This window comes from Catellatospora sichuanensis, assembly GCF_007483665.1.
GTDB lineage: Bacteria > Actinomycetota > Actinomycetes > Mycobacteriales > Micromonosporaceae > Catellatospora > Catellatospora sichuanensis.
On sequence record NZ_ML660190.1, the window covers coordinates 120,334 to 137,086 of the forward strand.

18 protein-coding genes and 2 tRNA genes are annotated in these 16,753 nt (G+C 71.8%); 9 read left to right on the forward strand and 11 right to left on the reverse strand.

Going from position 1 to position 16,753, the window contains the following annotated elements; all coding sequences use genetic code 11:
- Positions 1-75: 75 nt before the first annotated feature.
- On the reverse strand, positions 76-1,149 hold the full coding sequence (locus tag FLL47_RS12380) for an ABC transporter substrate-binding protein (RefSeq protein WP_144120640.1): 1,074 nt from the start codon (positions 1,147-1,149) through the stop codon (positions 76-78).
- A 191-nt stretch (positions 1,150-1,340) separates the two neighbouring features.
- Here FLL47_RS12380 and FLL47_RS12385 point away from each other — a divergent pair, with 191 nt between their 5' ends.
- Positions 1,341-1,715 (forward strand): AbfB domain-containing protein, encoded by a 375-nt coding sequence (locus FLL47_RS12385; RefSeq protein ID WP_222106043.1) that lies wholly within the window; start codon positions 1,341-1,343, stop codon positions 1,713-1,715.
- Positions 1,716-1,795: 80 nt separating this feature from the next.
- Here FLL47_RS12385 and FLL47_RS12390 read toward each other — a convergent pair whose 3' ends face one another.
- The 5 genes from FLL47_RS12390 to FLL47_RS12410 all read right to left on the reverse strand — a co-directional run bounded on the left by FLL47_RS12390 (position 1,796) and on the right by FLL47_RS12410 (position 5,126).
- The gene (locus FLL47_RS12390; protein ID WP_144120642.1) at positions 1,796-2,389 is read right to left on the reverse strand and encodes a GNAT family N-acetyltransferase; all 594 of its coding nucleotides are present in this window, start codon (positions 2,387-2,389) and stop codon (positions 1,796-1,798) included.
- A 71-nt stretch (positions 2,390-2,460) separates the two neighbouring features.
- Positions 2,461-3,621 (reverse strand): ankyrin repeat domain-containing protein, encoded by a 1,161-nt coding sequence (locus FLL47_RS12395; RefSeq protein ID WP_144120643.1) that lies wholly within the window; start codon positions 3,619-3,621, stop codon positions 2,461-2,463.
- Between the two features lie 35 nt (positions 3,622-3,656).
- Positions 3,657-3,728, reverse strand: a tRNA-OTHER gene (locus FLL47_RS12400).
- Positions 3,719-5,017, reverse strand: a complete 1,299-nt coding sequence (locus FLL47_RS12405; protein WP_186315687.1) for an ankyrin repeat domain-containing protein — start codon at positions 5,015-5,017, stop codon at positions 3,719-3,721. Before FLL47_RS12405 ends, FLL47_RS12400 begins: the two co-directional genes overlap by 10 nt.
- A 36-nt stretch (positions 5,018-5,053) precedes the next feature.
- Positions 5,054-5,126, reverse strand: a tRNA-Val gene (locus tag FLL47_RS12410).
- 174 nt (positions 5,127-5,300) lie between these two features.
- Between FLL47_RS12410 and FLL47_RS12415 the strand changes: the two genes are divergently transcribed.
- Positions 5,301-5,825, forward strand: a complete 525-nt coding sequence (locus tag FLL47_RS12415; RefSeq protein WP_144120646.1) for a DUF4142 domain-containing protein — start codon at positions 5,301-5,303, stop codon at positions 5,823-5,825.
- A 120-nt stretch (positions 5,826-5,945) separates the two neighbouring features.
- On the forward strand, positions 5,946-6,086 hold the full coding sequence (locus tag FLL47_RS42855) for a hypothetical protein (RefSeq protein WP_186315688.1): 141 nt from the start codon (positions 5,946-5,948) through the stop codon (positions 6,084-6,086).
- Positions 6,087-6,098: 12 nt separating this feature from the next.
- On the opposite strand, the gene FLL47_RS12420 is transcribed toward FLL47_RS42855, so the two are convergent.
- Both FLL47_RS12420 and FLL47_RS12425 read right to left on the reverse strand, forming a co-directional pair.
- Positions 6,099-6,821 carry a hypothetical protein gene (locus tag FLL47_RS12420; RefSeq protein WP_144120647.1) on the reverse strand — a complete coding sequence of 241 codons (723 nt, stop codon included), beginning with the start codon at positions 6,819-6,821 and terminating at the stop codon, positions 6,099-6,101.
- A 64-nt stretch (positions 6,822-6,885) separates the two neighbouring features.
- The gene (locus FLL47_RS12425) at positions 6,886-7,362 is read right to left on the reverse strand and encodes a cupin domain-containing protein (protein ID WP_144120648.1); all 477 of its coding nucleotides are present in this window, start codon (positions 7,360-7,362) and stop codon (positions 6,886-6,888) included.
- Positions 7,363-7,437: 75 nt separating this feature from the next.
- On the opposite strand from FLL47_RS12425, the gene FLL47_RS12430 reads away from it, so the two are divergent.
- Positions 7,438-7,932, forward strand: coding sequence for a MarR family winged helix-turn-helix transcriptional regulator (locus FLL47_RS12430; RefSeq protein WP_144120649.1), 495 nt, complete (start codon positions 7,438-7,440; stop codon positions 7,930-7,932).
- A gap of 6 nt (positions 7,933-7,938) precedes the next feature.
- Here the strand turns inward: FLL47_RS12430 and FLL47_RS12435 are convergent, their stop codons facing one another.
- On the reverse strand, positions 7,939-8,316 hold the full coding sequence (locus tag FLL47_RS12435) for a VOC family protein (RefSeq protein WP_144120650.1): 378 nt from the start codon (positions 8,314-8,316) through the stop codon (positions 7,939-7,941).
- A 218-nt stretch (positions 8,317-8,534) separates the two neighbouring features.
- Here FLL47_RS12435 and FLL47_RS12440 point away from each other — a divergent pair, with 218 nt between their 5' ends.
- Together FLL47_RS12440 and FLL47_RS12445 are read left to right on the forward strand one after the other, a co-directional pair.
- Complete coding sequence (locus tag FLL47_RS12440; RefSeq protein WP_144120651.1) at positions 8,535-9,698, forward strand: glycosyltransferase family 4 protein; 1,164 nt, start codon at positions 8,535-8,537, stop codon at positions 9,696-9,698.
- Positions 9,695-10,831, forward strand: a complete 1,137-nt coding sequence (locus tag FLL47_RS12445; RefSeq protein WP_144120652.1) for a glycosyltransferase — start codon at positions 9,695-9,697, stop codon at positions 10,829-10,831. The genes FLL47_RS12440 and FLL47_RS12445 overlap by 4 nt, the downstream gene beginning before the upstream one ends.
- Positions 10,832-10,837: 6 nt before the next feature.
- On the opposite strand, the gene FLL47_RS12450 is transcribed toward FLL47_RS12445, so the two are convergent.
- Both FLL47_RS12450 and FLL47_RS12455 read right to left on the reverse strand, forming a co-directional pair.
- Positions 10,838-11,545 (reverse strand): NTP transferase domain-containing protein, encoded by a 708-nt coding sequence (locus FLL47_RS12450; RefSeq protein WP_281286696.1) that lies wholly within the window; start codon positions 11,543-11,545, stop codon positions 10,838-10,840.
- Between the two features lie 141 nt (positions 11,546-11,686).
- On the reverse strand, positions 11,687-12,916 hold the full coding sequence (locus FLL47_RS12455; RefSeq protein WP_144120655.1) for a hypothetical protein: 1,230 nt from the start codon (positions 12,914-12,916) through the stop codon (positions 11,687-11,689).
- Between the two features lie 354 nt (positions 12,917-13,270).
- Between FLL47_RS12455 and FLL47_RS12460 the strand changes: the two genes are divergently transcribed.
- From FLL47_RS12460 to FLL47_RS12470, 3 genes are all read left to right on the forward strand, one after another.
- The gene (locus FLL47_RS12460; RefSeq protein ID WP_186315689.1) at positions 13,271-13,885 is read left to right on the forward strand and encodes a pentapeptide repeat-containing protein; all 615 of its coding nucleotides are present in this window, start codon (positions 13,271-13,273) and stop codon (positions 13,883-13,885) included.
- A gap of 91 nt (positions 13,886-13,976) precedes the next feature.
- The gene (mptB, locus tag FLL47_RS12465; RefSeq protein WP_222106044.1) at positions 13,977-15,545 is read left to right on the forward strand and encodes a polyprenol phosphomannose-dependent alpha 1,6 mannosyltransferase MptB; all 1,569 of its coding nucleotides are present in this window, start codon (positions 13,977-13,979) and stop codon (positions 15,543-15,545) included.
- Complete coding sequence (locus FLL47_RS12470; protein ID WP_186315690.1) at positions 15,539-16,750, forward strand: glycosyltransferase 87 family protein; 1,212 nt, start codon at positions 15,539-15,541, stop codon at positions 16,748-16,750. Before mptB ends, FLL47_RS12470 begins: the two co-directional genes overlap by 7 nt.
- The last annotated feature ends 3 nt before the right edge of the window (positions 16,751-16,753 follow it).

Sequence of the window (16,753 nt, forward strand, 5' to 3'; positions counted from 1 at the left end):
GCGTTGGTCGTGGGGTGGTTGGTTGGGGCGCGGGGGGGGGCGGGGGGGGCCCCCACTTCCGGCACTGCGGCAGCCTCAGTAGGCGCTGCTCAACGACACGGCGGCGTTGGCCGAGTCGTACTCGCGGTCGGAGATGATGACGTTGGCGGGGATGGACTCGCCGTTGAGGAACTTCTGCGCGGTGGCGAAGGCCAGCGGGCCGAAGCGGGGGTTGGACTCGATCACGGCGTTGATCTCGCCCTTGGTGATGGCCTCGACGGCGTTGCGGGTGCCGTCGATCGACACGATCTTGATGTCGGTGCCGGGCTTCTTGCCCGCGCCCTTGATCGCGGTGACCGCGCCCAGCGCCATCTCGTCGTTCTCGGCGTAGATCGCGGTGATGCCCGGGTTGCTCAGCAGCAGCTGCTCGGTGACCTGCTGGCCCTTGTCCCGGGCGAACTCGCCGGTCTGCTGGGCGACGATCTCGATGCCGGGCGCGGTGGCCTTGATCTGGTCGACGAAGCCGCTGGTGCGGTCGGTGGTCACGTTGTTGCCCGACGAGCCGAGCAGGATCGCGACCTTGCCCTTGCCGCCGGTGGCCTTGACCATCGCGTCGGCCGCGCGCTTGCCCTGCTCGACGAAGTTCGAGCCGAGGAACGCGAGGTAGTCCTTGCAGGCGGTGGCGTTGACCTTGCGGTCGATGGTGAGCACCGGGACCTTCTTGTCGGCCGCGGCCTTGAGGGCGGGCTCCAGACCGTCGGAGTTCAGCGGCGCCACGATGAGGAACTGCGCGCCCTGGGCCAGCATGTCCTGGATGTCACTGACCTGCTTGGACAGCTGCGACTGCGCGTTGGTGACGAGCAGCTTCTTCACCCCGACCTTGGCCGCCTCGTCCTTGATGGACTGCGTCTCGGCGATGCGGAACGGGTTGGCCTCCTTCTCCGACTGGGAGAAGCCGACGATCGCGTCCTTGAGCTCGATCTTTGTCGCGCCGTACGCCTGCAGCGTGCAGCCGTCGCCGCCGGCACTGGCCGAGGCCACGACCTGCGCGCCGGCGCTGCCGCCGTCGGTGGGGGTGCCGGTGTCCTCGCCCTTGGTGCAGGCGCCGAGCAGTGCTCCGCCCAGGACGAGGGTAGCTGTGATGGTCATTGCCTTGTTGCGCTGGAACATGGGACTCTCCCTGCGGTGGGATTGACCTACGTCAATAAAGGAGGGCATTCTTACAGCGCGAATAGGCCGCCGAAAATGTTGACCCGCAATCGGTTCGGTCCGATTGCGATCAACCGCCTTCGCTCTATAACGTTATACAGACCGAGTCCGATGACGACAAGAAGTCGTGTCTGCACCGTTATGAAACATCGGTGACAGCAGATCTCACCGCCCCCGGTCCGCCCACCCGTAGGAGCGCCTCGCTGCGCGTCACCACCGCCGGGCACACCACCAACTACCTGCGGCACGCCGGCTTCCGGGTACGCAAGGACGCCCGCGACGGCACCGCACTGTTCGACGCCGACGCGACGTGCTGCGCCCAGCCGGACCGCTCCGGGACGGGCAACGTGAGCCTGGCCAGTTCGAACCTGCCCAGCCTGAGCGTGCGGCACTACGCGGCGGAGGTGTGGGTGGCCGACAACGGCGGCCCGCACGCCTACGACAGCCCGACGAACCACGCCCCCGACACCACCTGGGCGGTGGACGCCCTAGCGGTCTCCCCGCCGCTCGCGGAACCGTCCACCTGAGTCGCGCCGGCGTCGGTCCTCCCAGCAGCCGTGCCTGGAGGACCGGCGCCGGCGTGCGTCGCCCGTCCCGCCATGGCCGGTCACGAACTGGCCGCGCCGTCCTCGCTCAGGGTGGCGCTGACCTGCGGCCATACGGTCGCGAAAGGACGGATCTCGCCGGGCGGCGCGTCCGCCGCGCCGGGCGTGCGCTGCCAGAACCCGATGTCGCACCAGCGGCCGTGCTTGTAGCCGACGCCCTGCAGGGTGCCGGTGTGGCGGAAGCCGAACGCCTCGTGGAACCGGGCGCTGGGATCGTTGGGCAGGCCGATGACGCCGATCATGGTCCGGTAGCCCTGGGCGTCCAGTGCGGCCAGCAGCGCCCGGTAGAGCGCGTGCCCGACGCGCTGCCCCCGCCTGCCGTCGGCGACGTAGCCGGTGACCTCGGCGCACCAGTCATAGGCGGCGCGTGCCTTCCACTGGCCCGCGTAGGCGACCCCGGCCACCTCGCCCTCGACCGTGGCCACCAGCCAGGGATACCGTTCCCGCCCGCGGGCCCAGTCCTCGGCCCACTCCTGCGCCGTCTGCCGCCGGGTGCGGAAGTTCACCGTCGTGGTGTCGATGTAGAAGTTGACCAGATCGGCCACGGCCGCCCAATCGTCCGCCACCGCCGGCCGCACCTCGACGCCGCTGCTCATCGTGCACTCCCCGTCCCTGAACCGCCTCGGTCGCACCGCGCCGCCCATCGATGCCGCCGACCCGCGCGCGGCTACACCGGCAGTCTGCCGTGCCGATCGGCCAGGCCGGCATCCGCCCCGGCGGCGAGCAGGGCCGCGATCACGTCGTCGGCACCGGCCTGCCAGGCGTGGTGCAGCGGTGTCTCGCCGAGCTTGTCCCGGCCGTCGACCGGCAGCCCGGCGGCGAGCAGGCGGGGCAGCAACCGGCCGTGGTCGAGCCCGGACAGCAGATGCAGCAGCGTCGCCCCGCCGCCGTCCACGACCGCCGGATCGAATCCGGCGTCGAGCATGGCGAGCACCACGTCACCGCGCCCCTCCCGGGCGCAGCGGAAGAAGAACTCCCGCTGCCACCGCAGCCGCTTGGGCAGCCGCCCCCACCCGGTCCGCCACGTGCGCAACGCCGCCGCGCACCCCGCGACCGGCCCGCCCAGCGCGCCCAGCGCCAGCTCCCGCTGGATCTCCTGGCCGGTGTGCTCCCTGGCGACCAGCGTGCCGCCGACGACCTGCACCTCGTGCCACACGGTCGCGCAGCGCACCCGCACCGCGGGAAACTCCCGGCCCGGTGCGGGCGGCGTCCGGACCTCGCCGGGGTACAGCGAGGCGAAGGTCAGCGGGTGCAGCTGGTGCCGGGTCATCACGCCGTTGCGCAGCGCCGTCGTGTCACGGGCGGCCTGCGGATGCCCCACCCGGTAGGCGTAGCGGCGCGCGGCGTGGGCGTCGGCGCGCCAGCACCACACCGGCACGGCCGTCCAGATGGGCGTCACCTGATCCGGGGCGAGCACCACGAGCCGCGCGCGATTGTCAACGGCCTGGTCCGTTTCCGGCGGGACGAGCGCGAGAACCGGCCCGTCCGGCAGCCGCACCGGACCGTACGCCGACTCGGCCGACGTCTTGGCCAGGTCGGTAAGGACCGCACCGGGCCATCCCCGACGAAGGCGAAGCCCGTCGCCCAGATGGCAACGCAACAGGTCGGGAGCAAACTGTGCCAGGTCGTCCCGGACACGCCGCGCGGCGGTCGCACCGTGCTCCGCCGCGACCGCGGCGAGGTCGACGCGAGGGCTCACCCCGGCGGCCCGGCAGGCGCCCGTCCAGTCGCCGGACTCCCGCAGCCGGGTGCACTCGGCGACCGTCGACGGGGCCGGGTGGTGCAGCGGCACCCACCAGCCGCCCAGGGCCGGTCCTGCTTCGGCCATCGCCGGGCTCCTCCTGCGTACCGGGTGCTGGAGAGCGGGGCCGGCCGGATTCGCACCGGCGTCATCCCGTTTGACGACGGGCGCGACGACTTCTGCGCTACGGCCCCGCTCGCCGGGTGAGTGTAGTGGACCTCTCCTCAGCGCGGGTCCGGCGCAGGGCGCGAAGCCTGCGGAAGAACGAAGGCAGGGGCGTGGCACGCACCTCCGCCACCTGGTCGTACCGCGGAGTCGGGCGCAGCGCCGAGGGCAGCCGCCCGAACCGGTCGGTCAGACCGGGGTCCGCGCCCGCCTCGTGCAGCGCCGCCACCACGTCGTCGGCCTGGGCCCGCTCGGCGTGGTGCAGCGGCGTGCCGCCTTCCTTGTCCCGGCCGTTCACGGGCAGGCCCGCGGCGAGCAGCCGGGGCAGCAGCCGCTCGTGGTCGAGCCGGGCCAGCAGGTGCAGCAGGGTCACCCCGCCGGTGCCGACCACGGCGGGGTCGAACCCGGCGTCCAGCATCGACAGCACCAGGTCGGTGCGCCCCGCCCGCGCACAGCGGAACAGGCGGTCCCGCTGCGGGCGCAGCGCCCTGGGCAGGCGGCCGTGGCCGGTGTGCCAGCCGCGCAGCACCGCCGCGCAGCCCTGCACCGGACCGCCCAGCGCGCCGAGTGCCAGTTCCCGCTGGATCTCCGCCTCGGTGTGCGCCATGGCGACCAGGCGGCCGTCGCGCACCTGCATCTCGTGCCACACGCTCGCGCAGCGCACCCGCACCGCGGGGAACTCCCAGGCCTGCTCGGCGGGCACCTGGACCGTGCCGGGGTGCAGCGCCGCGAAGACCAGCGGGTGCAGGTCGTGTGCGGTCACGGCACCCGTGCGCAGGGCCCACCTGTCGGCCTCGGTCTGTGGCTGCTCGCTCGCGTACGCCTCGGCCCGGGCCGTGACCGCGTCGGCGCGCCAGCACCACACGGGCAGCGCCCGCCAGTAAACGGGCAGGCGGTCCGGGGCGACGACGGCCAGGTGCGCGCCGCGCCGCTCCTGCGCCGACCCCGGCGGGGTGAGCGCGAGCACCGGCTCGGCCGGCAGCCGCACCGGACTGGCCTCGACCCTGTCCGGGGCGGCGGCCAGGTCGGTCAGCACGACATAGCCGGGCCACGAGGGCGAGTTGCGAAAGTCCGTCGGGAGGTAGCTCCGCAGCAGGTCGGGAGCGAGCTGGGCCAGCGCGGCCCTGATCCGGAGCGCGGCCGCCGCACCGTAGGCCACCTCCACCTCGACGAGGTCGACGTCGGGAGTCAGCCCGGCAACCCGGCACGCCCCTGCCCAGTCGCCCGCCTCCCGCAGCCGGGCGCACTCGGCGACCGTCGACCGGGCCGGATGGTGCAGCAGCATCCGGCCGAGAAGGTCGCCCCCCACCTCTGCCATGGACGACGTCCTCCCCGCGCGCCGGTTCTTGGGGAGCGGGGCCGACCGGATTCGCACCGGCGTCATCCCGCTTGTTGGACGGGCGCGACGACTTCTGCGCTACGGCCCCGCTCGCCGGGCAGTTTAGTGCGGCCGGCTCGCCGCCGCGTACCCGGACAGACTGTTCGTCCCGGCCGGGGCACGTGTCGACGAGCGCGATCGTGGGTATTGATCAGGGCGCAGGCGGCCGTGCCGCGGCGCGGCATCAGGCTGCGCCGGGCGGTCGGGGGACGGAGGCTTCGTCATGAACAGGCGCAGAGGGCTGCTCGTCGTGCTCGCCGCGGTGGTGCTCGCCGTCGGCGCGGCCGCACCGGCCGCGGCGGTGCCGTCACCGCAGGACGCGTCCTTCCTGATCGGTATCCACCAGGCGAACCTCTACGAGATCGCGTCCGGGAAGCTCGCGGCGCAGAAGGGCGCCTCCGACGAGGTACGGCGGCTCGGCCAGCTGATCACCAATGACCACACGCAGCTCGACGCAGCGGTTGTCGCGGTCGCCGACCAGGTCAAGGTGGCCCTGCCGAACCAGCCCGCCCAGGAGCAGCAGGACCTGCTCAAGGAGCTGGCCGCGACGCCGGCCGGGGCCACCTTCGATCAGATGTGGATCACAAGGGAGATCGAGACGCAGGGCGAGAGCCTGCAGGCGGCCCGCACGGAGCTGAACTACGGCTTCGACCCGCGGGTGAAGGAACTGGCCCGCCAGGCCGACGACGTGCTCATCGCGCACACCACCGAACTCAACCGCGCGGACGCGGACGTGAACGTCGGCTGAGCCGGTGGGCGGCCGTCCACCACGGCCGACGCCCGGAGTGTCATCGCGCACGGGCCGGACCGCAGCGCTCTAATCGAGCTGACACCACTGTTCACTGACCGTGAAAGTGCAGGCCGTACCGTGAGCGAACCGCAGCAGGCAGACAACCCGTCCCTGATCGACGACGACGAGCTCGAGGAGTTCGTGTCCTCGCCCGACGACACCATCGACCTGGGCGCGGTCGAGGACTTCGCGCCGTTCGACGACGACGAGGACTACTGACCGCGTTCCGCCCTACAAACGCATGCGGGTCCACGCAGGCCCGGCGATCTTCGGGCGCCGCAGGCCGTGACGTATCGGCCACCAGGCCGCCGTCCATTGCTGCGGCGCCTGGTGCAATGTCGCGCACATCTCGGCCGCCACCTCCTGCGGACTGCGGCCCTGCCACGGCGTGCTGACGAACACCTGGTAGCGCTCCTCACCGAGGAGGAGCGCGCATTCCAGCTCGTCGGAACCGCCGTAGAGCTGGTCGAAGCGCAGGCCGTACGCCCGCAGGTGGTCGCGGTCCGTCCCGGTCAGCACCAGCCGACATGCCGTACGCACCGGCGTCTCCCAGGAATGGTCGGCCGCCGCGCGGACGGCCTCGGCGTGATACTGGTCCGCGGCGAACGACACCCGGCCCCCGGGCACCCCGCCGCGGCCGGAGAAGTCCCAGTGCACCAGGTCCGCCTCGCGGCTCACGGTCACCTGGGTGTCGGCGCAGCCGCGCCCGCAGCCGGGGCACACGGCGAACGGCACGGTGCGCGGCTCCGTCCCTGGCAGCAGCAGGTTGTCCGGAATCAGCAGGTGGTGCGGGTCGACGCCGCGGCCGGCAGCCAGCGAGGTCAGCTCGACCTCGTCGGCGTAGACGTCCACCTGGAACCCGACCCGCCCGAACGGCTCGATGGCGAGCCGCAACCGGCTCACACCGGTCGGGTACCGGGTCTGCGATGCCGCGCGAGCGGCGCTGTCGGCCATGTCGCCATCCTGCCGCGCGCCGCGTCAACGCGGTGCCCCGCATATCCGGCGGGTTGCCGGGACCTCAGGCCCGGTACTGGTCGTGGCGGGCGAACAGGTCGGTCCACTCCTCCTCCGACAGTTGCCGCCCGGTGGCGGAGATGTCGGCGAGCTCGCGGAAGTACTTCTCTCTCGGGATGCCGGGCGCGAACAGGATGAGCATCGAGGCGGCGGCGCCGCTGTCATTGCGGAAGCCGTGCAAGCCGCCCTCCGGCACATGCAGGAAGTCGCCTGCCGAGGCGGCCACCCAGCGCGCGCCGTCGAACAGGCTGACCGTGCCGGTCATGACGTAGAAGGACTCCGAGAAGGTGCGGTGGAAGTGCGCGTCGGCCCCGCCCGCGCCGGCCGGCATCTGCCATTCGTAGAGGCCGAATCGGCCCTGGGTGACGCTGCCCGGCGCCAGGAACCGGGCGGTCGAGCCGGAGCCCATGACGGCCTGCTCCGCATCGGCGGAGGGGTGGTACGCGGCGCTGATCGCGCCGGAGTCGCCCGTGTAGGTCATGGCTGCCTCTCCCTCGAAATTAGCTTATATGTAACTTACCACTAAGCTAGTTTCCGTCAAGCTATCATTCCCGCCATGAGCAGGGACGCCGTCGACGCGATCATCGACCAGTGGCGCGCCGAGCGCCCCGACCTCGACGATCTGCTGCCCATGGAGGTCTTCGGGCGGGTCTACCGGGTCGCCGCGGCGATCGGCGACCGCATGGAGCGCGCCTACCAGCGCCTCGGCATCGGCCGGGGCGAGTTCGACGTGCTGGCCACGCTGCGCCGCGCCGGGGAGCCCTTCAACCTCTCCCCCAAGCAGCTGTCCGACACCCTGATGCTCACCACCGGCGGCATGACCGGGCGGCTGGACAAGCTGGAGAAGGCCGGGCTCATCTCTCGTACGCCCGATCCGGGCGACCGGCGCTCGCTGCGCGCCCAGCTCACCCCGGCGGGCCGCGAGCTGATCGACGAGGCGGTCGCGGCCGGGCTGGCCGTGCAGCGCGAGGCGCTGAGCCGGCTGGATCCCGCCGACGCCCGCCGCCTGGGCGACCTGCTGCGCGAACTCGCCGCCGCGGTCACTCGCTGAGCGGGCTCAGTGCCGGACGAGGCAGAACGGGTGGCCGGCGGGGTCGGCGTACACGCGCCAGCTCTGCCCCGGCGAGCCCGCGTCGAGCACGGCCGCGCCGCACGCCAGCACCTCCTCCTCGGCGGTGTCCAGATCCGGCACACCGAAGTCCAGGTGGAACTGCTGCGGCTTGCTGGGGTCCGGCCACTGCGGAGCCTGGTATTCGGCGACCCGCTGGAACGCGAGCACCAATCCGTTGGGGGCGTGCAGCGTCGACCAGTCGTCACCCAGTGACCAGCGCCGGTCCGGCTGGTTGACCACGCCGCCGAGCAGCGACCGGTAGAACTCGGCGAGCCGCTTCGGGTCACGGCAGTCCAACACCACGCACTGCAGTTCAGCGAGCATGGCCCGATCCTAGGCGGTCGCGCCCACGCGGGCTCCGTGCAGCGGAACGGCGTACGCCGCCGGCAGGGACGCCGTCCGCGCTCACGCGCGCCCCGTGTCCGTCGTCGGCACGACGCGGCCGGTCACCGGCCCGCGGCAGGCAACAGTTCCCCTGGGCTTCGCCGCGGCGACTCCCGCTCTTCGTCTCGACTCCCGGCGGCGGACCTAGCGTGGCGGCCATGCGCGTGGCGATCATCACCGAGTCGTTCTCCCCGGACGTCAACGGCGTCGCGAACTCCGTCGCCCGCGTCGCGGAGCACCTGCTCGCGCGCGGTCATGAGCCGCTGGTCGTCGCGCCGAAGCCGGCGCCGAGGCCGAGCCGCACCAGCACCGCCAAGCCCTACCCCGTGGTACGGCTGGGCTCGCTGCCGATGCCCGGGTACGGCAACGTGCGGCTGGCCTGGCCGACCCGCCGGATCCGGGAGGCGCTCGCCGAGCACCAGGCGGACGTGGTGCACCTGGCCAGCCCGTTCGTGCTCGGCGCCTGGGGCGCGAAAGCCGCCGCCGACCTCGGCATCCCCGTCGTCGCGATCTACCAGACCGACGTGCCCGGCTACGCCCGCGCCTACCGGGTGACCACCGGGGAGGCGCTGGCCTGGCGCTGGATCCGCCACGTGCACGGCCGCGCCGCGCTCACCCTCGCCCCGTCGTCGACGACCGCCGCCGAGCTCGTCGCGCACGGCGTGCCCAACGTCGGCCGGTGGGGCCGCGGCGTCGACGCCGAGCTGTTCCACCCGTCACGCCGCGACGACGCGCTGCGCGCCGAACTCGCCCCCGGCGGCGAGCTGATCGTCGGCTACGTCGGCCGGCTCGCCCGGGAGAAGCGGGTGGACCTGCTCGCGCAGACCGCCGCACTGCCCGGGGTGCGGGTGGTCGTGGTCGGGGACGGCCCGACCCGCGGAGCCGTGCGCCGCGCCGTGCCCCAGGCCGCGTTTCTGGGCACCCGCCGCGGCACCGACCTGGCCCGGCTGTATGCCAGCCTCGACGTGTTCGTCCACACCGGACCGCACGAGACGTTCTGCCAGACCGTGCAGGAGGCCCAGGCCAGCGGCGTGCCCGTGGTCGCCCCCGCGATCGGCGGCCCGCTCGACCTGGTCCGCCACGGCGTCGACGGGCTGCTGGTGACCCCGAACGACGCCGACGGGTTCGCCGCGGCGGTCGGTGCACTCGCCGACCCGGCCGTGCGCCGCGCCTACGGGCAGGCGGCCCGCGCTGCGGTGTCCAGCCGGACCTGGTCCGCGCTGGGCGACGAGCTGATCGGCCACTACGCCACCGCGGCCGCCGCGGTGCGCTCCCCCGGCCGCCTCGCCGCACCCGTCGCCGTGCCGGTGCACGCCCCGTGACCGGGCTGCGCATCGTCCGGCTGGCCAACTTCGTCACGCCCAGCTCCGGCGGCCTGCGCACCGCGCTGCGCGAGCTGGGTCGCGGGTACGCCGCAGCCGGGCACGAGCCGGTGCTGATCATCCCCGGCCCCGGACACGCCGACGAGCTGACCGAGCAGGGCCGCGTGATCACCCTGCCCGGCCCGATCGCGCCCGGCCTGGGCGGCGGCTACCGGATGCTGGTGCGCCGCAGGCCGCTGGCCGACCTGCTGACGGACCTGGCCCCGGACCGGATCGAGGTGTCCGACCGCACCACGCTGCGCTGGACCGGCGCCTGGGCCCGCCGCCACGGTGTGCCGTCGGTGATGGTGTCGCACGAGAGCGTCGACGGCCTGCTCGGCGTCGTGAAGCTGCCCGCCGCGGTGCGCTCGCGTATCGCCGCCGGGCTCAACCGCGCCAGCGCCGCAGCGTACGACCGGATCGTCTGCACGACCGCCTGGGCTGTCGGCGAGTTCACCGGCGTCGGCGCGCACAACGTCACGCAGGTGCCGCTCGGCGTCGACCTCGACCTGTTCCGCCCCGACCGCCGCGACCCCCTGGTGCGCGGCGTGCACGTGTCGTCCGGGGAGTTGCTGCTGGTCTGCTGCGTACGCCTGTCGCCGGAGAAGCGGCCCGAACGTGCGCTGACGACGCTGCGCACGCTGCTCGACCGCGGGGTCGCCGCCCGGCTCGTGATCGCGGGCGACGGACCGCTGCGGTCCCGGTTGCAGACCGCAGCCGCGGGACTGCCCGTCTCGTTCAGCGGCTGGATCAGCGACCGGCAGGAACTGGCGGCCCTGCTGGCCGGCGCGGACCTGGTGCTGGCGCCCGGTCCGATGGAGACGTTCGGACTTGCCGCTCTGGAGGCCCTGGCCTGCGGGACCCCGGCTGTGGTGAGCGTATCCAGCGCGCTGCCCGCGGTTGTCGGCGACGCCGGCGTCGCGGTCGCGGGCGAGGACCTCGCCGACGGGGTGTTGCAACTACTCGACCGCGACGAGCAGCACCGCCGCGACGCCGCCCGCGCCCGCGCCGAACACTTCGGCTGGGACGCCGCCGTACGCGCCTTCCTCGACGTGCACACCGCCCTCGACCCAGCCGCCGTTCACCCGGGCTGAACTCGGTCAGGTGTCGGCGTGAACCGCATCGCGTCGTTCGTGGCCGAGCACACTCAGTTGACGGAGCCAGGAGACCATTGCCGGCAATTCCTCGGCGAAGTCGAGTTCTCGAGCGCGGATGACCTTGGCCGCCATGGGAAATCCCGGTGTGATGTACTCGAATACGTGTCCCTGGCTGTGTCCTAGACGAGTGGTGAGCGGGTCATAGTTGACGAGGCCAGACCATTCGTACATGCCCTGCCGGTCTTGCGCGGTATAGCGCACGGCTCCGGTCGCCATCAAATGATCGCCGAGTTGAGTAGTCCTGACGCTCACAGGATCAACGCTCGTCAGCGGCACGATTCCCGCCGTGTCGACTTCGCGGCACAGCATCATCCGGATGTCTGCCGGATGAACAATGAGATCCGCTGGAAGCGACAGCACGCGTCCGAATGCAAGAGCGGCGCCCTTGATGAGGGTGGCGGCCGCACCCGTGGTCTCGTATGTGGAATTCACCACAAAGGCAACGTCTGACCTCACCGCGCGCGCCTCAGCCATGACCTGTTCAGACTGGTATCCCAGTCCGACGACCACGGGCGTGTCACGCGGGAGCAACTCCAATTGCCACCTGATCAACGACTTCCCGTCGACCTCGACAAGTGCCTTGTTCCGACCCATCCCGAGACGACTTCCGCGGCCTCCGGCACTGATGACTATGGTTGTGGGAACCGACACAGCCTACCTCTGACGTAGAAGAACAGTCCGGGACGCCCGGAAGCGGCCCGCGTCGACTATTCGATGCAAAAGATGATGGATATCCGACTGCGCGGAGCCGGGGAATTCGTGGTCTGCCGGCACCCTCACCCATCAAATCATTCAATGCCTGGCCTGAGCCGGTGTCCGGGTCGGCTGCCAACACCGCCTGGCTCGCGAAACGATCGTGTCAGCCGGCAGGGCTGCCTTCCAGATGTCGACCGGGCTGCTCGCGAGTGTGGGGTGAATCCGCCGCGAGGCTTCCGCTCTCCCCGGGCTCGCGGTCACAGCTCCGGCTGACCATTTTTGCAACCACTCGGATATTTCCGAGCCGTTTGCGGCAACCTCCGCCACGGACACCAGCGCCTCTCCGTCATCGTTGAATCGAGGAGAGGCGGAATCCCTGATGACCACCAGGGGTTTTCCTGTCGCGGACCAGTAGGCGATAATGGAGATGCCATCCGTCACGAGCGCGTCGCAGCGGAGGATGTCGTCGACCATGCTGCTTGTCGACACCTCCACATTGGGTAGTGCGAGGAGCTCGCGAATGACCTCGACGGCCCATCCGTCCGTTGCCATGTCAATGCTCTTCGCCGCTTCCCGGTGCGCAACAGACGTCGCGCCGTCCAGATAGGACTCAAGAGCCATCTTGAAGATCGGGTGCGGCCGGAACACCAGGTGATCGGACGGCCGGGATTTCTTCCAGTCCAGCATGGCGCCAGCTGATTCCTGCCAGCGGCTGTAACCACGGCTGCCGTCCCACAATGTCTTCGTCCAGTGCGGAGCCCAAAGTAATTTCGCACCATCATCCCGGGCGGGGCCGGCATGACTCAAACGATCCCGCAGTTCCCATAGCAATGGGTTGCCGGACAGCAGCACATCTGCGTTCGGGCTGTTGGCCGCGTAACCATCGAGTTCATACTTGCCCGCAGCCAACAGGTAAGACGATGCCAAGATCGGATCAGTGCGGAAATGGCCGTGCGTCCACGTCGAGAGCGGGAGACCATAGCCCGCATAAGCCAGCGAGAAGCTGTCCGCGCAGTCGAAGAACCAGGCGGGATAGTGCTCGGGATATGGCGACTGGAGGAACACGGCGGCTGACCTTGAGTCTGCGACATGCCGGCGCAATTGCTCTGCGTCCTGGACCACGGTCGCCTTGGCGATTCCTTCAATGGCCCGGGCATCAAGATCGAAGTTCGAATTCCCGAAGGTCAGGTAACACGTCGTCATGCCGGCCGCTGAAGCCTGTCGATCGATGGCGATCAGGTGTTCAACCGTCGCGACAGGCAATGCCGCCAGGCATACGTGACCGGACCATCGATCTCGGAGCGACCGCATACTCAGCACGCTCACGCTGCATTACCTCCTCCACCGGGGATCGGGATCGTAGCAGAACGCAAATGGCACTCGCGGTTGACCAGAGGAGGAGCAGGCCCGGTCGAGGCCGAGAACGCCAACGACCCGGCTGCTCCAAGGTCTGGGAGGATCCATCGGAAGATGCTGCGGTCCATACCGGGCGTGCGCCGGATGTGGTCAGTCTGCATGCGGGCCGTAAACGCGGCCTCAGCGACCTGCGTTCGAGCCGCGGCGGTCGGGTTCGCATGGGTGGTCGACGTTAGAGTCGTAACCGTGCCACCTCGGTCAGCCAGCAGCAGAGACGCCAACCGCGCACCCCGGGTGCCGGCGAGGCCGAAGCCGCCGTCAGCCATGGACACGGCGCTGTCGCCGGATCACGACCTGGAGGACGAGGCCACGTTCCGGCGGCTCGCGTTCCTCGACCTCGACCTGAACGGGCAGGCCGCCGACTCGGCCGAGTTCGAGCAGTGCCGCTTCACCCGCACCGGCCTCGCCCGCACCGTGCTGGAACGGGCGATGTTCACCGACTGCCTGGTGGAGACCTCGGACTGGGCGAACCTCAAGGCGACCAAGTCGGGTCTCCTGCGCGTCGAGGTGTCGCTGGCCCGGCTGACCGGCCTGCAGTGGATCGACGGCTCGCTGCGCGACGTGACGTTCCGGGAGTGCCGGATGGACCTGGCGACGTTCCGGTTCACCTCGTTCAAGGACGTCGCCTTCACCGACTGCAACCTGACCCGGGCCGACTTCACCAGCGCCGACCTGCGCGGGGCGTCGTTCACCGGCTGCGACCTGTCGGGCGCGCAGTTCGCGCAGGCCGACTGCGCCGGAGCCCGGTTCATCCGCTGCGAGCTGGGCGGCATCGGCAGTGTGACGAGCCTCAAGGGAGCCGTGGTGAGCGCGCACGACCTGGCCGGCCTGGCGCACACCCTCGCCGCGGCGCTGGACATCACCATCGACGAGGGCTGACCGGCTGCCGGACGCGAGCGGCAACCCTGCGGCCACGGCTGGTTGGCGGTGCCGTCGTCTGCCGTACACCGCCTGCTGGCACCCTGCCTGGGTGCTGTCCGCCATCCGGTTGCCCGACGAGACCCGCCGCTGCCTCGTGCTGGGCTTCGCCGGTTCCACGGCGCTGGCGGGCGGCGGCCTCGCGGCGGGCGCGCTGCCGGTGCGTGACACCCTCGCGCCCGCGCTGGGTCTGGGCGAGCTGCGCCAGCACCAGGGCATCGGCCTGGTCTGCGCCTACTTCGGCCTGGCGCTGCTGGTCGCCGCCTGGTGGCGGCTGGGCGGGGCGGTACGCGGCGGCGACCCGCCCGCGCCCCGCGGCCTGCTGCTCGTCCTCGCGGCCTGGGCGCTGCCGCTGGTGGCGATGCCGCCGCTGTTCAGCCGCGACGTGTACAGCTACCTGGCGCAGGGCGCGATGGTCACGGCCGGGCTCGACGTCTACGAGGCGGGCCCGGCGGCGATGGGCGGGCCGCTGCCGGCCGAGGTGCCCGCGATCTGGCAGCACACCCCGACGCCGTACGGGCCGGCGTTCCTGTCCCTGGCCGCCGGGGTGTCCGGGTTCGCCGCGACCGACGTGCCGTTGGGCGTGTTCGGCATGCGGGCCGTCGCGCTGGCCGGGATCGTGTTGCTCATCGTCTGCCTGCCCCGGTTGGCCCTGGCCTGCGGGGTGGACCCGGCCGCGGCGCTGTGGCTGGGCGCGCTGAACCCGCTGGTGCTGCTGCACCTGGTCAGCGGTGCGCACAATGACGCCGTCATGCTGGGCCTGCTCATCGCAGGGCTGACCGCCGCGGCAGCGAGCCGCTTCGCCCTGGCCACCGTCGCGGTCACCCTCGCCTGCCTCGTGAAGGCCCCGGCCGCACTCGGCCTGGTGGTCGTGGTCTGGCTCTGGCAACACTCGCTGCGACAACCGTCAGGCCCGCGGCCGTCCCCGGTGGAGCCCTCCCGTCCGCCGAACCGGCCGTCGTCGCCCAGCGCACCGGCGGAGCCGCCGCCGGGCCGCCCGGCTTTCGGCCGTCGGACGGCCACGCTGCGGGCGCTGGCGCTGACGGCCGGGCTGGCGGCGGCGACTACGGCGCTGGTGACCGCCGTGACGGGTACGGGCTACGGGTGGGTGCGCTCGCTTTCGACGCCGATCTCGGCGCACAACTGGTCGCTGAGCAGCACCGTCGGCAGGATCACCCGGAACCTGCTGGAGGCGGCGGGCAGCGACCTGGCCGCGTCGGCGATTCCGGCGTGGCGGTGGACCGGGCTGGTCGCCGCGGCCGCGGCGACGCTGCTCGCCTGGCATCACCGCCGACGGCTCGGCCTGGTGTACGCGCTCGGTTTGAGCCTGGCCGCGCTGGCCCTGCTCGGCCCGGCCCTGCGCCCCTGGTACCTGCTGTGGGGCCTGGTGCCGATCGCCGCGGCCGCGCCGCCGAACGGGCGGGTGCGCCGCTGGACCGCGCTCGCCTGCCTGGCCCTGACCGTGACCGTGTTCCCGAGCGGTTTCACCCCGTCCGCGGACGAGCTGGCCGCGGCGGTGGCCGGGGCGCTGCTGGCCGTGCCGGTGGTCTTCCTGTTCACCAGCGACATCGTCCCCGCAGCGGTGCGCCCCTACCGAGGAACGGAACCCGCCGCATGGTGAAGACCTCCCGCGCCCGCCTGCTCTGCGTGCTCCTGCTGGCCACCGCCGTCGGCCTGTTCATCGCGCTGATCCCGGGGCACCGTGGCTGGTTCGACGTGCTGGTCTACTACGGCACCGTCGACGACTGGGTGCACGAGGGCGGCGTGATCTACGACTACCTGGTGCCGGGCACCCACTACGGCTTCACGTACCCGCCGTTCGCGGCCGTGGCGATGCTGCCGATGAGCCTGCTCGGCTGGCACACGGTCATCGCGGTGAACGTGGCGCTGACGGCCGTGGCCTGCGCGTTCCTGCTGTACTGGTTGGTCGATCCGATCGCCCGGGAGCAGCGGTGGCCGCGGCTGTTCGCCTTCGGGATCGCCGCGTGCCTGCTCGCGGCGTTGCAACCGGCTCGCGACACGGTCAGCTTCGGGCAGGTCAACCTGCTGCTCGTCGCGCTGGTGCTCGCCGACGCCCGGCTGCTGACGAGCGGTCGGAGCCGCTGGGCGGGCGTCGGCATCGGGATCGCCGCCGCGATCAAGCTCACCCCTGCGATCTTCATCGGGTATCTGCTGCTGGCCGGGCGGCGGCGAGCCGCCGTGATCGCGACCGGAACCGCAGCGGCCGCGACGCTGCTGGCGGCGCTGATCGCGCCGGGTCCGTCGTGGCGGTTCTGGACCGAGACGCTCGGCGACACCAGCCGGGTCGGCGACCTGTTCTACATCTCGAACCAGTCGCTGCGCGGGGTGATCGCCCGCCTGGACCCCGATTCGCCGCATCCGGTGTTCTGGCTGCTCACGGTGGTGGGTGTGCTGGCGCTGTGGGCTTGGCGGGTGCGCCGGGCCGCCCGCGCCGGCGACGTCTGGGGCGGGTTCGCGCTCACCGGTCTCGCCGCCTGCCTGGTCAGCCCGGTCACCTGGGTGCACCACCTGGTCTGGGTGGTGCCCGCGCTGGTCCTCGTGATCGGCGCGGGGCTGCGCGAGCCGGACCCGGCGCGCCGTCGGCGGCTGCTGTGGTCGGCCGGGGCCGCGTACGTGATCCTGTGCAGCAGCGTGGTGTGGCTGTGGTGGTACGACTTCTCCGGCCCCGGGGGCTTCCTGGGCGGGAGCGCGTACGTCTGGATCACGCTCGGCCTGCTCGTCCTCCTGCCGCTGCGCTCGCCGACGCCCACCGTTCACCGAGCGGCGGCGCAAGAGTCGATCACCGTACGCGCCGTCCGGTCATGATGC